Annotated in this window: 12 protein-coding genes; 9 read left to right on the forward strand and 3 right to left on the reverse strand. The window is 61.4% G+C overall.

All coding sequences use genetic code 11. From position 1 onward, the window contains the following. Positions 1-9 precede the first annotated feature (9 nt). From MOP44_RS06490 to MOP44_RS06525, 8 genes are all read left to right on the forward strand, one after another. On the forward strand, positions 10-180 hold the full coding sequence (locus MOP44_RS06490) for a hypothetical protein (RefSeq protein ID WP_260795146.1): 171 nt from the start codon (positions 10-12) through the stop codon (positions 178-180). After that, entirely contained in the window at positions 168-1,496 is a 1,329-nt protein-coding gene (locus tag MOP44_RS06495; RefSeq protein ID WP_260795148.1) for an SPFH domain-containing protein, read from the forward strand. Before MOP44_RS06490 ends, MOP44_RS06495 begins: the two co-directional genes overlap by 13 nt. Before the next feature lie 101 nt (positions 1,497-1,597). Further along, a complete protein-coding gene (locus MOP44_RS06500; protein WP_260795150.1) occupies positions 1,598-2,902 on the forward strand; it encodes a hypothetical protein in 1,305 nt (434 codons plus the stop codon). Beyond that, positions 2,880-4,211 (forward strand): ABC transporter substrate-binding protein, encoded by a 1,332-nt coding sequence (locus MOP44_RS06505; protein WP_260795152.1) that lies wholly within the window; start codon positions 2,880-2,882, stop codon positions 4,209-4,211. Before MOP44_RS06500 ends, MOP44_RS06505 begins: the two co-directional genes overlap by 23 nt. Further along, complete coding sequence (locus MOP44_RS06510; RefSeq protein WP_260795153.1) at positions 4,208-6,049, forward strand: sensor histidine kinase; 1,842 nt, start codon at positions 4,208-4,210, stop codon at positions 6,047-6,049. The genes MOP44_RS06505 and MOP44_RS06510 overlap by 4 nt, the downstream gene beginning before the upstream one ends. Positions 6,050-6,068: 19 nt before the next feature. Beyond that, positions 6,069-7,457 (forward strand): sigma-54-dependent transcriptional regulator, encoded by a 1,389-nt coding sequence (locus MOP44_RS06515; protein ID WP_260795154.1) that lies wholly within the window; start codon positions 6,069-6,071, stop codon positions 7,455-7,457. An 89-nt stretch (positions 7,458-7,546) separates the two neighbouring features. Then, complete coding sequence (locus tag MOP44_RS06520; protein ID WP_260795155.1) at positions 7,547-7,900, forward strand: hypothetical protein; 354 nt, start codon at positions 7,547-7,549, stop codon at positions 7,898-7,900. 137 nt (positions 7,901-8,037) lie between these two features. Next, on the forward strand, positions 8,038-8,424 hold the full coding sequence (locus tag MOP44_RS06525; RefSeq protein ID WP_260795156.1) for a hypothetical protein: 387 nt from the start codon (positions 8,038-8,040) through the stop codon (positions 8,422-8,424). 74 nt (positions 8,425-8,498) lie between these two features. Here MOP44_RS06525 and MOP44_RS06530 read toward each other — a convergent pair whose 3' ends face one another. Next, a complete protein-coding gene (locus tag MOP44_RS06530) occupies positions 8,499-9,656 on the reverse strand; it encodes an SDR family NAD(P)-dependent oxidoreductase (protein WP_260795157.1) in 1,158 nt (385 codons plus the stop codon). Positions 9,657-9,843: 187 nt separating this feature from the next. Here MOP44_RS06530 and MOP44_RS06535 point away from each other — a divergent pair, with 187 nt between their 5' ends. Beyond that, positions 9,844-11,742: a VWA domain-containing protein gene (locus MOP44_RS06535; RefSeq protein WP_260795158.1), complete on the forward strand. Its 1,899-nt coding sequence runs from the start codon at positions 9,844-9,846 to the stop codon at positions 11,740-11,742. Between the two features lie 169 nt (positions 11,743-11,911). On the opposite strand, the gene MOP44_RS06540 is transcribed toward MOP44_RS06535, so the two are convergent. Together MOP44_RS06540 and MOP44_RS06545 are read right to left on the reverse strand one after the other, a co-directional pair. Then, entirely contained in the window at positions 11,912-13,033 is a 1,122-nt protein-coding gene (locus MOP44_RS06540; RefSeq protein WP_260795159.1) for a cytochrome c family protein, read from the reverse strand. Further along, positions 12,999-14,153, reverse strand: coding sequence for a tetratricopeptide repeat protein (locus tag MOP44_RS06545; protein WP_260795160.1), 1,155 nt, complete (start codon positions 14,151-14,153; stop codon positions 12,999-13,001). The genes MOP44_RS06540 and MOP44_RS06545 overlap by 35 nt, the downstream gene beginning before the upstream one ends. Positions 14,154-14,175 lie beyond the last annotated feature (22 nt).

Genomic DNA, 14,175 nt, shown 5'->3' on the forward strand with positions numbered 1-14,175 from the left:
GAGGTCGCCATGCTGTCGGGCATTCACTTCAGTTCAGTTCTCCTCCCCATCGTAACGGCGCTGTTGTTCGAAGAGTTGACGTTCGGCGGGCTGGTCCGGCTGCTGCTTGCTCCGTGGCCGGGGCACAGGAAACAGGAAGAGCACACCAACCGAAAGAGAGGCGGAAAATGCTCGCGTTGAAGCTGTTGCTGATCGTGGCCGGGGCGCTGTTGTTCGCTGCCGCACTGGCAATCCCACTGTATTCGTTGTTCAAGCGCCTGCAAACGATGCGAAAGAACAACGCCAACCCTGAGTCGGCCGTCGCTCCCGAACCAATCGAATGGCGCCGATCGATTCCACTCGCATTGATCGGAATCGCTCCGCTGCTGCTCGCCATAAGCATCGTCGTTGTGCCCAGCGGAATGGGCGGCGTCCGTGTGAGCCAGCTGAGCGGAACTCTGCCCGGCACCCTCTACCCCGGCGCGCACTTCATCACGCCGCTCGTCGACAGCGTGCAAATGTTTGACCTCCGCGACCACATGTTCGCCGCAGGACTCGGCGCGCAACCTGCCGGAAAGGCTCCAGCCGAAAAGCCCGGCCTGGATGTGCAATCCCGCGAAGGCTTGAAGATCGGCCTGGGCGTCACGGTGCGATACCGTCTCGACCCCGCCAAGCTATCCAGCGTGCAGGCGCACCTTCCTCAGCCGGCTGACCAGCAACTTGTTCCGCCCATCGTTGCCAGCGCGTGGCGGGAATTAGCCCCGCAGTACACCGTGCGCGAAATCTTCTCGACCAAGCGCGAGGATATCCGCACGAAAGCAAGCGCGATCATCACCCGCAAACTCGCTTCCGACGGAATCGTCGTCGAGGAGGTCATGCTCTCTGAAATCCAGCTTCCCGATGAATACGCGAAAGGCCTCGAAGGTCTACTGCTGAAGGAGCAGGAGGACGACCAGCTCGGAATCCAAACCGAGATCCAGCAGAAGCAGGTTCGCATCGCCGAACTCCAGGCGGAAGCCGAAGCAAAGCAGAAGGTGAAGCAGGCCGAGGGCGACGCCCAATCCAAGGTAGTTGAAGCCAAAGGTGAAGCCGATGCCATGCAGTACACGCTGCCTCTGAAGGAGAAGCAGATTCAGCAAAGCAAGCTTGAGGCTGAGGCTCGTAAGGAAGCCACGATCCAGAACGCCCAGGCCGATGCCGAGGCCAAGGTCATCGACAGCAAAGCCGAGCTGCAGCGCCGCAATCTGCTTTCCGACGCGGAGGCGAGCCGGATCAAGCTGCTGGCCGCGGCCAACGCAGAACGCATGAAGAGCGAAGCGGATCTACTGAACCGCTCCCCGCTCCTCATCAACAAGATCATCGCTGAGCGCCTGTCCGACAAGATCCAGGTCGTGATGGTCCCGTCTGACGGCAAGTTCTTCTTCGCGAATGACGTCTTCAAGAACATGGCCACCAACCCGGCTATCCAAAAAGAGATGGACAACGACTCCACTCCCGACAAGAAGCCCGGACAGTGATGCAGCGAACCGGAAGCCCCATCCCTGAAGCCATCGGATGGGGCTTTCCCTCGAAACGATATAATCCGCCCAAACGAAATTTCATCAGAAAGACAGGGTCCATGAGGCTGCTCGATCGGTTGGTGGTGCGTGCAAAATCGGGCATAGTCGTGCTGGCAGGCGCTTTCATCTTTCTGTTTGCGATGACCGCCATCGCAGAAGACGCCGGGCGGTGGAACGGTCCCGCAACTGAGCTGGCCCACAAAATCGCCGACGTGCTCGGCCCCGCCTCAGCCCACCTCACCATTCAGAATCTCTCCAGCATTCCCAATGAGTCGCTCCCCGCAATTCGCCGGCTGCTTGAAGATGGTCTGAAAGCGGATGGCGTTGCCATTACCAGCGGCGACAGCGCAAACACTCTGCGCGTAACCCTCAGCGAAAATGCGCGCGGAGCGGTGTGGGTCGCCGAAATCGTTCAGGGCAACCAGACACGCGTGGTGATGGTCACGGCGAATGAACCCGCGCCGCCGAACTCGCCCCCAAAGCAGAAGATCACGCTGCATATCCAGCCAATCGCCAAAGCCTCAGAGCTGCAATCGAAGGCCGGCCAGCATGATCCTGCCACTTCCGCAATTCTCGCCGCAGCACAACTGAACAACGCGTTGGTGGTCCTCACATCCGCACGCGTCGAAATCTTCCAGCCGACGCCAACCGGATGGTCCCAACTAACGCACGCAGATTTCCCCACTACCCACATGGCCTCTCGCGACCCGCGTGGCATCGTGATTCCCGCAACAGACGGAAACGGATTCGAAGCCTATGCGCCAAACGTGGCCTGCATCGGAATATTCGAAGCGGCAGCCGGCCCCCCCACCGCAAGTTGGACCACTCACTGCCGCGCAAGCGATGATCCATGGCCTCTGCTTTCGTCTGCCGCGACCACAGGCACAAAGGCCTTCTACAATTCAGCGCGTAACTACTTCACAGGAGTCATCGCGCCCCCACTCGGCGTGGACCTGCCGCCGTTTTACACTGCGGCCCTAGTGCCCAACCGTGCCGCAGGCCCGGCTCTGTTAATCGGCGCAATCGACGGCAGAGTCCTCCTGCTTGAGAACAGCCAGCTCAAACCAGTGACAGGCACACGCGACTGGGGCAGCGATGTCGCCGCGGTCAATTCAACTTGCAGCGGAGGTGAGCAGGTCATCGTGTCCTCCTCGGGCGAAGGATCCGCCGACAGCCTGCGCTCCTACGAACTGCCCGCCCAGGATGCCGTGCCCATCAGCGAACCCCTCATGCTCGGCGGAACAGCAATGGCCTTGTGGCCCGCGCCGGATCAAAAATCTGTAATCGCCATCGTGCGCAAGCCTCTCGAACAGGGCCGCGGCTTCGACTACGAGGTGGACCGTGTTTCCCAAAGCTGCAATTAGCGCGCTGCTTGTCCTAGCCGCGCTCCCACTGGCGGCGCGAACCCGCCCGCATTACGGAGAAACGCTCCGCGTCGAAATCGCCGGCGATCCGTGGCAGCGTCCCAACGGAATCGCGCGCCGCCTCGTCCTCGACGGCCTCACGCAGATCGGCGATGACGGAGACATCCGCCCCGCCCTCGCAACTTCCTGGACATCGGAGAACGCGGATCATCGCTGGCAATTCCGCCTTCGTCCCGGTGTTCATTTTCACGACGGCTCGGCGCTCGCATCGACCACAATCGCCGCGTCCCTGATGGCCTCATGCATGGCGAGCTGTCCGTGGCAAGCAGTGCGCGCGCTCGGCACTTCCATCGTGTTCACAAGCGATACTCCGATGCCGCACCTTCCGCAGCTTCTGGCCGGAGACGAGTTCCTTGTTTCGAAGCCGCAGACGGCGGAGTCCGATGGCGGAACCGGACCCTTCCAGGTTTCCGGATTCACCAACGGCATCCTCACCCTGGCCGCGAGCGATTCCTACTGGGAGGGTCGCCCGTTCGTCGATGCAATCGAGATTCACACGCGCCGCCCAACCAGTGATCAGTGGCTCGATCTCAGCGGCGGCCGCGCCGACCTGGTGGAGGTCCCAGCCGAGAACATCCGTCAGGCACAGCAGCAACACTTCAACGTGCTTGCCTCGGCACCTGTTGAGGTTCTAGCGCTCGAGTTGAGCAACACAGGCGCGCTCGCAAACCCAAACCTCAGGGCCGCCATGGCTTACGCCGTCGACCGCAATGCCCTTGCCAACGTGATCTTCCAGAAGCAAGGCAAAGCCAGCGCAGCGCTCCTGCCGCAGAACATCTCAGGATTCGCCTTCCTGTTTCCAGCCGAGCGCGATCTGAATAAAGCGCACGAACTGCGCGGAGGCATTACCGCACCACTATTAACACTGCAGGCCGACAGCAGCGGAACCTTTCAACTCGCGGCCCAGCGCATTGCGCTTAACCTGCGTGAAGCCGGATTCAACGTGCAGGTTGTTGGACCCGGTACCAAAACCCCCGACATGCGCCTGCGCATCTTCCGCGTCGGAGGCGCAGATGCCGCAGCAGACCTTTCGCAGATTGCGTTCGCAACCGGGCAGCCCATCCAAGCCGGCGGCGCCGATCTGAGCGCAGCCTACGGCGCCGAGCGCGAACTCCTCGATCGCAAGACTCTGATCCCGCTCGTCCACCTGCCCTGTGCCTATGCCCTTAGCTCCCGCGTCCGCGATCTGCAACTGCACTACGATGGAACGCTCGCCCTCGACGGAGCTTCGGTGGAGGCTGCGAAGTGATTCTGCGCCAGAAGCTGCTCCTGCTCTTCGCCGCTACCATCACTGCCGCGGTAGCAGTGGTTGCGTGGACAGTGCTCCTGCGCATAAAGAACGTCTTCGAGCTGCGCGACCAGGAAGAGACCGCCCTGTTCGTCGCGCAGTTTCAGCGCGAATTCCAGAGCCGCTCCACCGAAGTAGCCTCAGCCATCGATCGATTAGCCGCCAGCGAGCGCGCCCGCTCCATTGCCGTCGAGATCGCACAGACCGGCGACTCCGCGCTCTACGTTACAGAAGCGCAGCACCTAGCCTCCGAGGCGCATCTCGATTTCCTCGAAATCGTCAGCCCAACAGGCGAGATCATCAGCTCAGCGCAATGGCCCGCACGCTTCGGCTACACCGATGCTGCCGCGGCGACGCAGAACTCCTCAGCCTTCCTCAAACGTGAAAGCCTCCCTGATGGAACCTCGCAGCTCGGCCTCTTCGCCGTGAGACCCGTTCTCGGCAGCGGGCCAACCATTCGCATCATCGGTGGACAAAAGCTGGATCAGGCATTTCTCGCAGATCTCCCCGTCGCCCCCGGCATGACCATAGCGCTCTACGCTGACGACGCCGCTCAAGCTCCAGATGCAGCCAGTGCCGTCAATCCCAAGCACCTCATCACATCCGACGGCGCACCCGCCAGCGTCCAGCCCTATCAAAGCATCATCATCGCCGCCCTGAAAACCGGCCAGCAGGTCAGTTCCATCGTCTACCTCACGAGACACCGTGAAGACAGCGCGAACGTCACGGCGATCCCGCTCAAGAACGACCAGGGCCAGACCCTCGCAGTCGTCACAGTCGCCATCTCGCGTAAAGGCATGGTTGAGGCCCAGCAGCACATTCGTGCCATTTCTTACGGCGTCGCCAGCGGCGGAATCCTCCTGGCGATCGTCTTCAGTCTCTGGATCGCCGCGCGCGTCTCACGTCCGATTGAAGAACTCGCGCGCGCCTCTGAAGGAGTTGCCGCCGGCAACTGGGACGTGTCTGTCCCTGAGAGAGGACGCGATGAGCTCAGCGTCTTGGCGCGCAGCTTCAATCACATGACCGCACAGCTCACCGCGCAGCGCGACAAGCTGGTGCAGACCGAGCGTGTAGCGGCGTGGCGCGAACTGGCGCGGCGCCTCGCGCACGAGCTTAAGAATCCGCTCTTCCCCCTGCAACTCACCGTCGAAAACCTCGCCCGCTCCCGCCACCTTCCCCCGGAAGAGTTCGACGAAGTCTTCGAGGAGAGCACCCGCACTCTCAGCATGGAGATCGCGAATCTCAAAGCCATCATTGGCCGCTTCGGGGACTTCAGCAAGATGCCGAAACCTGAGGTAGAGCGCATCGAAACCGCAGACGTGATCTGGAGAGTGGCGCTTCTGTACTTTCCATCCCTAGTTCGCGGAATGACTGTTGAAGATGCCGATGCCGCCGCGGAAATGGATAAGATCCGTTGCAGCGTCGAACTCGCTCTGGATCCGATGCCCCTCGACGCCGATCCCGAACTCCTGCACCGAGCCCTCTCCAACCTGGTCCTCAACGCCCGCGATGCTATGCCGGAAGGCGGAACTCTGCGCCTCGGCGCTCGCCCCTTGCCGGACTCCATCGAGATCACCGTCGCTGACTCCGGCCGGGGCCTCACCCCCGAAGAGTGCGACCGCCTCTTCACCCCCTACTACACCACCAAGGAGCACGGCACCGGCCTCGGACTGGCCATTGTCCAGTCCATCGTCGCCGATCACAACGGAACGATCCGAGTCGAAAGCCCTTCGGGCGGCGGCGCAACATTTATCATCACTCTGCCACGCGCGGTCGAATCACTGACAACCGACAACTGACCCACTGGCAACTGATCGCATGAGCATGAAGGCCAACATTCTTATAGTGGATGACGAGGCGAACACCCTGGCCTCTCTGTCGCGCGCCTTCCGGCTCGCCGGTCACGAAGCCACCGTTTGCGACAACGCCGCCCGCGCGCTCGAGCTCGCACGCACCCAGACATTCGACATGATTCTCAGCGACGTCGTCATGCCGCGCCGTGACGGCCTCGCTCTGCTTGCCGACTTGAAAGCCGCGGGCGTCACGGCTCCCGTCGTCATGATGAGCGGCCAGGCTCACATCGACATGGCCGTCCGCGCCACCCGGCTCGGCGCTCTCGATTTCCTCGAGAAGCCGCTCTCAACCGAAAAACTGCTCGTCACCCTCGAGAACGCGCTGAAGCTCACGCGGCTCGAATCGGAAAACCGCGAACTGCGCACGCGCGTCGGCAAGCACGAGCTGGTCTGGACCGGCGACACCATGCGCCGCATCATGGCTCAAATTGAGCGCGTAGCAGCCAGCGAGTCGCGCGTCTGCATCTACGGCGAGACCGGCACCGGCAAAGAGCTCGTAGCCCGCACGCTGCACGAAAAGAGCCATCGATCTGCCGGACCCTTCGTCACACTAAACTGCGCCGCGGTTCCCGCCGAACTCATCGAAAGCGAATTGTTCGGCCACGAAAAAGGCTCCTTCACTGGTGCCGCGCAGCGGCATATCGGCAAATTCGAGCAGGCACACCGCGGCACGCTGTTCCTCGACGAAATCGGCGACATGCCCGCCACCATGCAAGCCAAGATGTTGCGCGTCCTCGAGGAGAGCGTCGTAGAGCGCATCGGCAGCGACAAGCCAGTTCACGTAGATGTCCGCGTCATCGTCGCCACCCATCGCAATCTCGACCAGCAGGTGCAGACCGGTGCCTTCCGCCGCGACCTCTATCATCGCGTCATCGTATTTCCCATCGAGCTTCCTCCGTTGCGAAGCCGGTCGGAAGACATCCCTCTCCTGGTGGAACACTTCGCGCAACAGGTGTTTGCGCAGAACGGCTGGAAGCCAATCCCCTTCACTACCGACGCCATCGCGGCCCTTCAGAAGTACACATGGCCGGGAAACATTCGCGAGCTGCGCAATATGGTCGAACGCCTCCTGCTTCTCTCAGGCACTGAGGTCGATGCCGAAACCGTGCGCCTTGCGCTGCCTAGCATCAACGCGCACTCCGCAGCACCCGGCAACATCAACATGCCTGCACTAGACCAAGGCCCTCTTGCCGAGCGCGTAGCCTCATTCGAAAAAGCCACAGTCCTTGCGGAAATCCGACGCCAGCATCGCAACATTACTAAGGCCGCCGCAGCGCTCGGCCTCGAGCGTAGCCACCTCTACAAGAAATGCCAGCAGCTTGGCATCGACCTCCGCGATGTCCCCGCCGAATGAATTCACTCGCCACAATCCCGCAAAACTGACGGCAAAGCAACAGCGCTCCTGCGGCCCACCATCCCACGGGTGGAGGAGAACCGCCGCACATGCGCAGATCCCGCACCGCAGCAGCTTCCACCCTTGCACTCCTGATGATTCTCCTGGTGCTTCCAGCAACCACCTGGTCGCAGCCTCTGTTTGGCCAGGACGGAATCACCTCGCTCCCCTGGATGCAGCCGCCCCCCGAGTTCAAGGAGATGCAGAGGAAAGGCTTTCACGCCGGCGTCCAGGCAGCCATGAAGGACTACGACAAGCACCGCGACCCCGACCTCGAGCGGCACAAGGAATACGTGCATCCCAAGGTCGACCGCGGCTTCGTTCCCGACTATCGCGACGGCTACAAGCGAGGCTACAACGATGCCTACAAACACCTTGTAAAATCCCACGGGCAGGCGTCCTGAGCCAGACTTAAGCGCATTGTCTTCAGCGCCATCAACCGACTCCAGCATCAGCTTCGCGCACAGTCAAACATGACGGCAAAGCAACGCAATTTGATAGTCCGCCCATCTTTTGCGTCTGGAGCGCAAGGAGGACCTGAATGAACATGAAATGGTTTTCGATCGCCGCACTCACTGTTTCGCTGGCAGCACCCGCAGGCATGATTACGGCGAAGGCACATGCAGCGCCGGCGCCTGCTCAGTCCGGCTACTATCAGGATCGTCCCTGGGATCAGCCGCCCGAGGATTATCGCGATGTCCAACGGCAGGGATTCCACGACGGCATTGAAGCAGCACGCAATGACTGGGCACGCCATTCCCACAAGGACGCGGACGACCACGAGCGGTTCCGTCATCCACCCGTTGATCGACAGTACACCAGCGACTATCGTGAATCGTTCAAGCACGGCTACTCAGAAGCGATGCATCACATGCAAAACGAACGCCACGACATGGACCGCGACCACGATCACGACCGGCCCTACTAGCCCCTAACCGCAAGCACGCAAAAAAAGAAAACCCGGCGCAACTCGCCGGGCTTTCTTTTTACGCTCACAACTATTCACCGCGCCGGCGATTCTCCCATCTCGTTGTAACGCCGCGCTGCTCCTGATCCGAACACACGCACAGACGCCACTTCGCGCTGGCGAACCTCGGCCCCTCGCTTGGGCCGCTGCGCCCCCGGAGCCGGCAAGATCCTGTTGATTAGGCTCAACCCCGCCGCAGTAAACTCCGGCGCCACTTGCGCGAGCCGTCCCGCCACAGCAGCTTGCGGCGTGATAAACAGCTCGGTTTCGCGATCCAGCACACCACGCACAATCCTCCGCGCCGCGTGCCGCGCACTCGCAGCCACGCCCGGAGTCGTCGCGCCCACGCTGAACCACTGGTACTCCGCCTCGGAGTTCCCTGCAAACAGCGCATGCAGGTGCGACCCCGTGCGCATCAGCCCGGGACAAACCGTCATCACGTGCACTCCCTTGCTCCGCACCTCCGCATGCAGACCCTCTGAGAATCCCACCTCGGCAAACTTGCTGGCAGAGTAGGGAAGCAGGTGCGGTACTGAAACCTTTCCGCCGATCGACGTGATATTCACCACTGTGCCCGATCCGCGTTGCAGCATGGCGGGCAGCGCGGCCAGCGTGCAATGCACCGCGGAAAAGAAGTTCGTCTCCATCACCGTGCGGAAGTCTTCCACCGTCTGATTCTCGATCGGACCCACCGTGATAATTCCGGCATTGTTCACCAGCACATCGATCCGGCCCCACGTCTCCAGCGCGCGATGTACCAGGTACTCTGCCTCCTCGTGCTTGCTCACGTCCGCAGGCACCGCGAGTACGTCAGCCGATCCCACCCCTGCTCGTTCCAGCAGCATGTAGCGGGCACGTTCCAGCTCCTCGGCATCGCGGGCTGTAAGAACGATCCTGGCGCCAAGCCGGGCGAACTCCTCTGCCATGGCCAGCCCAAGCCCCCGCGACGATCCCGTGATGAGCACTGTCTTGCCGCGCATCTCTTTCCGACGGGTCTTGCGCCGGCCGGCCAGCACGGCAATGGCCGCCACTGCCCCAAGCACTGCCGCGCCCGCCATGGCAGCTCCGCCTATCACGGTTCCTTGGGCCAGAAGACGAGGTGCACGTGAAAGGAAGCGCGGCAGCGCCTGCCGGGTTTCGCGCGCGTGCGGATTATCCATTGGGCAATCAACGAATTGGGAATTTGCGCTCATATAGTCACTCTGAGACGGCCGAACTCCGGATGGTTGTCCATGGTATCGCTTCGCTCCCTCGCGTGCCACGTCCCCTCGGGCCAACCTCATCCCGGACCGGCCTGAACCCCCTCCCTCCGCCTCGTAACCCCCTGTGGCAGATCGCATTGCACGGTGGTAAGCTCTTGAGCACGTGGGAGGTGTACCCGTGAAAGGCCCCTTCATTACCCCAGCGCTCACCCTTGCCTTTGGACTCGCCTTGGTCGCCCCTGCATTTGCTCAAGAGGCACCCGCCGATTCCGGTACCACCCTCCGCCTCAATAGCCGTGCAGTCCTGGTAGACGTCATCGTCACTGACCGCGAAGGAAAGCCGGTCCACGGCCTCAGCAAAGATTCCTTCAAACTCACCGAGCAAGGGACGGCACAAAACATCTCCTACTTCGAGGAGCATCGCGGCCTCACCGCAGAGAAGCGTAAGAACGTCTCCATGCCCCAGCTGCCTGAAGACGTCTTCAGCAACTACTCCCCCATCGCCACACCTCCGGCCGTCAACATTCTCCTGATTGACGCGCTGAATACCCCCATGGGGGATCAAATGTATCTACGCCAGGCAGCCGAGCGCTACCTCAAATCCCTCAAGCCCGGCACCCGGCTGGCCATCGTAACGCTCTCCCTCAATCTCCGTTTCGTCTCAGGATTCTCCGATGATCCCGCCGTTCTGGCTACCGCCCTCGGCTACCACAAGAACGACAAGCCTGAGCCTTCCGTGCTGCTTCAGTCCAAGGAAGAGACCAACGCGCAGGACCTCACAGTCGGCCTGATGAACCAACTGGTCGGCGCGGGTCCCGGCGCTATGACCCCGGGCGCCGCAGCAGCCATGATTCAGTCTTTCCAGCAATTCATGGCTGAGACCAAGTACGCGCAGACCGCCGACCGCGAATACCGGACCACCCAGGCCCTTCAGCAACTCGCCATCTACCTCTCCGCGTTCCCCGGCCGCAAGAACCTCATCTGGATGTCCGGCGCATTCCCCCTCGACATCTTCGGCCTCACTGACATGCGCTTCGACGACACCGTGCCAAAAACCGTGAATCTGCTGGCCGCATCACGCGTCGCCGTCTACCCGGTTGACGTACGCGGCGCATGGACCCCCACCGTCCATACTGCTGAGTCGTCGCTGAATAGGACTGTTCAGAATCCGCAGCAGGTGATCGGACCCCCAGGCGGTTTCCCACCGGGGACAACGGATCCCTCGAGCATCAACAGCGGGCACGACGATGTCACCACCGCCAGTGGCTTGCTGGCGCACAATCTCCAGACCGAAAGTTCGGCGAACAATTCAAGCAATGCCACCATGGACATGGTCGCCGAGCAAACCGGCGGCAAAGCCTTCTACAACGGCAACGATCTCTCCGGAATCATCGACAAGGTCACCTCTTCCAGCTCGGATTTCTATACCCTCTCCTATACCCCCTCTGACACCAACATGAACGGTGCACTCCGCAAGATCAGCGTCAACGTGTCGGGCGGCAAGTACAGCCTGTCCTATCGCCATGGCTACTACGCCCGCGAAGACAGCGCTCCCGGCTCCGCACAGGGAGCACAGCAGCAAGCCGCGCAGCGTGCCGTGCAGACGGGCGACCCCCTCGCCCCGTTCATGGACTTCGGCTTGCCACTGACTGACCAGATCCTCTATACCGAGCGCATCGTTCCCGCCGCCCCCTCAACTCCCTCCGAAACCAGCGGCAAGAGTGACAAATACGCCGTCGACTTCGTAGTGCCTCTGACGGATCTCGACCTGAAGCTCAACCAGGACGGAAATCGCACCGGCACGATCAACCTGGGCCTCATCGTCTATGACAAATACGGACAGATCGTCAGTCGGCGCGAACACCTCGTTGCCCTGAACATCAAGCCGGATGCGTGGGAAATCTACCAGAAGAATGGCGGACTTCAACTGCACGCCGACGTCGAAGTACCCAAGGGCCAGTTCTGGCTCCGCACTGGAGTCTACGACGCCAGCACCCGCAAGGTTGGCACCATGGAGGTCCCCTTCAGCTCGGTGCACCCGCTCGAAGCGTCCACTGCAACAACGCAGAAACCATAAACTGCGCCAGACGAATGCGCGTCGTCGTTCTTCAAAAGGGTCCGCTGACTTGCTGAATGATGATTCGGTCGGCCTCGGCATTGGAGGCTGACCCGCTGACTTGCTAGGTCGCGAAGCGACGCTGACTTGCTGAAAGGGAAACCATTCCCAACCCAGCACGCATCACCCGCTAATTCGGATACGCATCCCCCGCATGCACCACGCGAATCTGGTGATCCGTGAACAGCGCATGCCCGCCCGGCAATTCAACCTTAGGCATGTGGCATGTCGAGCACTTGTCCTTCGCCACAGGACACGTCTTCGCCCCCGGCGCAGCCGCTGCACTCGCGACATGCGTCTCAGCGTGGCACGCCAGGCACTTCTTGTCATAGAACGCCTGGTCATGGTTCACCTGCTGATGCGGATTATGGCAAGCCAGGCAGCTGATGCGCGGATCGTCCGCCGCAAAACACTTGCTGTTCTGCAACCGGTACGGCTGGAATCGCACAAACGCCGGCCCCTTCCAGTGGTTCCGCACCACCGTCTCCCAACTCCGATGGCATTGCCCGCAGAAGTTCGAAATCTCCCCTGTGCTCATGCGCTTCAACGACTTCGGCACTGTCTTGAAGTTGTCGTTCTGCGCATCCAGCATGTGCTGTTGCGCGCCGGCATGGCAGCGCTCGCACTCCAATCCTGGCGTCAGCGTCTTCAGCGTCAGTTGGGTTCCCTTCGTCGCACCCGATGCATGGCAGTTGAAGCACGACAAGCTCTCCCACTGCGATAGCTCGCGCCCCATCGCCTCCGTCAGGTTCTTCGGCTTCAGAGACTCATCGCCCGGCGTAGTCCCCAATCCCTGCTCGCGCGGAAAATAGCTCACCAGGCTCTCATAAAGCTTGCCGTCTTTTTCGAGCACGAACGTCTGCGAGTGCTGCCCGAACACCCAGTGAATCGGCAAACTCAGCGTGCCCGTCGCGTCCGACACCGCATACGTGCTCACGCCGCCCTTCGTCTGCACGCTGTACGAATACCCATTCTGCTGCACCGCAAGATCCGGATGCGCCATCAGCGTGGGATTCGTCTCCGCCGGCTCCATCGCATGACGCATCGGTGCATTCGCATACGAGCTCACCACGCCGGCATGGCAGGTGCCGCACGTCACCGCCTGCTTCGTATCGGGCTTTGCCGCAGTCTGCGTCGACGCAAAGGCGCACAACACAACCACGCAAACCGCCAGCGCGCTCGCCGCCGCGATCCTGCGCACGCCCGCGCGCATCACCCTATTGCGCCAGCTTGAGGCAGACCATGCGCTCACGGTATGCGTCCCCTCGTTTTCCGGCGCGGGCAAACAGTGAAGCCAATCCCAGGTGCGCCTCCAGATTGTTAGGATCCTGCTCAAGCACTTTCTTCAGCAGCGCCGTCCCTTGCTCGATATCGCCAGTCTCTCCCAGCGAGCGCCCCAGCGCCAGTTGCGCCATCTGCAACCCAGGCTCGGCTGCGTACACCTTCTGCGCCTCCGGCAGTGCCTCTGCATACTTGCCTGACAACACCAGCGTGAATGCCAGCAGCGCCCGCGCATCCAGATTCGCCGGAGCTACCGCAACCTCGCTCGAAAACTGCTCTGCCGCTAGCTGTGGATCATGCGAATACAGCAGCATCCCGTAGAACTGGTGCAGATTCTGCGTTGTTGGATACTTCGCAAACATCTGCCGGAACAGTTCGTCTGCCTGGTTGCTCTCGCCCGTCAGAAACGCGTACCCCGCCCGTCCCGCAGCCGTATAGAGTTCCTGATCTTCCGCCCTTACCTCCGACGGAAACGACGTCACACGCATGCCCGCCAGTCCAATCCCCACCAGGATCTCCGGCGCATCGATCTGCTTCGCCGCCAATGCCCGGTACTGTTCCAGCGCATCCTGAAATCGGCCGGCGCGCGTCAGGTCGAGCGCTAGATGATAGCGCACAATCTGCTCGTTGTGCGGATCGTTCGCCGCTCCATGCTGCACAGCCATATCCAGATCGCGCAGCGAACCCTTATAGTCCGCAACCTCAAACTCTGAGAGCCCCCTCAACGCGATCGCCGGCACCGCATGCGGCTCAAGCTGTAGCAGATGGCTTGCCGCATCAATCGCTCCCGGATATTGATTCGTCGTGTATTGCAGCAACGTCAGATACCACCAGCCCTCCTGCCAGTCGGGCCTTGCCTCAACGGCTCGCTTGTAGAGATCGATAGCAGCGGGAATGTTCTGCTGATCGCGCGCAGCTGCCGCCTGCGCAGCCAGATCCTCGAACTGCTGCTGCGCCTGCATATGCGGCGTCAGCAACGCGGCCAGAACCATCAGCGCTGCGCAGCCGGCGGCCTTGCAGCCGGAGATCCTACCGCGATCCCTCTGCCAATTAGGACCGGAGATGTCCGTTGTGATCAATTCGAGATACACGCAAAAAATATCGCCGGCTGAC

The sequence above is a fragment of the Occallatibacter riparius genome, assembly GCF_025264625.1.
Classification (GTDB): Bacteria; Acidobacteriota; Terriglobia; order Terriglobales; family Acidobacteriaceae; genus Telmatobacter; species Telmatobacter riparius.

Excerpts from the sequence above, each read along its gene's own strand:
- MOP44_RS06490 (WP_260795146.1), top strand. The coding sequence starts at position 10 with ATGCTGTCGGGCATTCACTTCAGTTCAGTTCTCCTCCCCATCGTAACG.
- MOP44_RS06495 (WP_260795148.1), top strand. The coding sequence starts at position 168 with ATGCTCGCGTTGAAGCTGTTGCTGATCGTGGCCGGGGCGCTGTTGTTC.
- MOP44_RS06500 (WP_260795150.1), top strand. The coding sequence starts at position 1,598 with ATGAGGCTGCTCGATCGGTTGGTGGTGCGTGCAAAATCGGGCATAGTC.
- MOP44_RS06515 (WP_260795154.1), top strand. The coding sequence starts at position 6,069 with ATGAGCATGAAGGCCAACATTCTTATAGTGGATGACGAGGCGAACACC.
- MOP44_RS06520 (WP_260795155.1), top strand. The coding sequence starts at position 7,547 with ATGCGCAGATCCCGCACCGCAGCAGCTTCCACCCTTGCACTCCTGATG.
- MOP44_RS06525 (WP_260795156.1), top strand. The coding sequence starts at position 8,038 with ATGAACATGAAATGGTTTTCGATCGCCGCACTCACTGTTTCGCTGGCA.
- MOP44_RS06530 (WP_260795157.1), bottom strand. The coding sequence starts at position 9,656 with ATGAGCGCAAATTCCCAATTCGTTGATTGCCCAATGGATAATCCGCAC.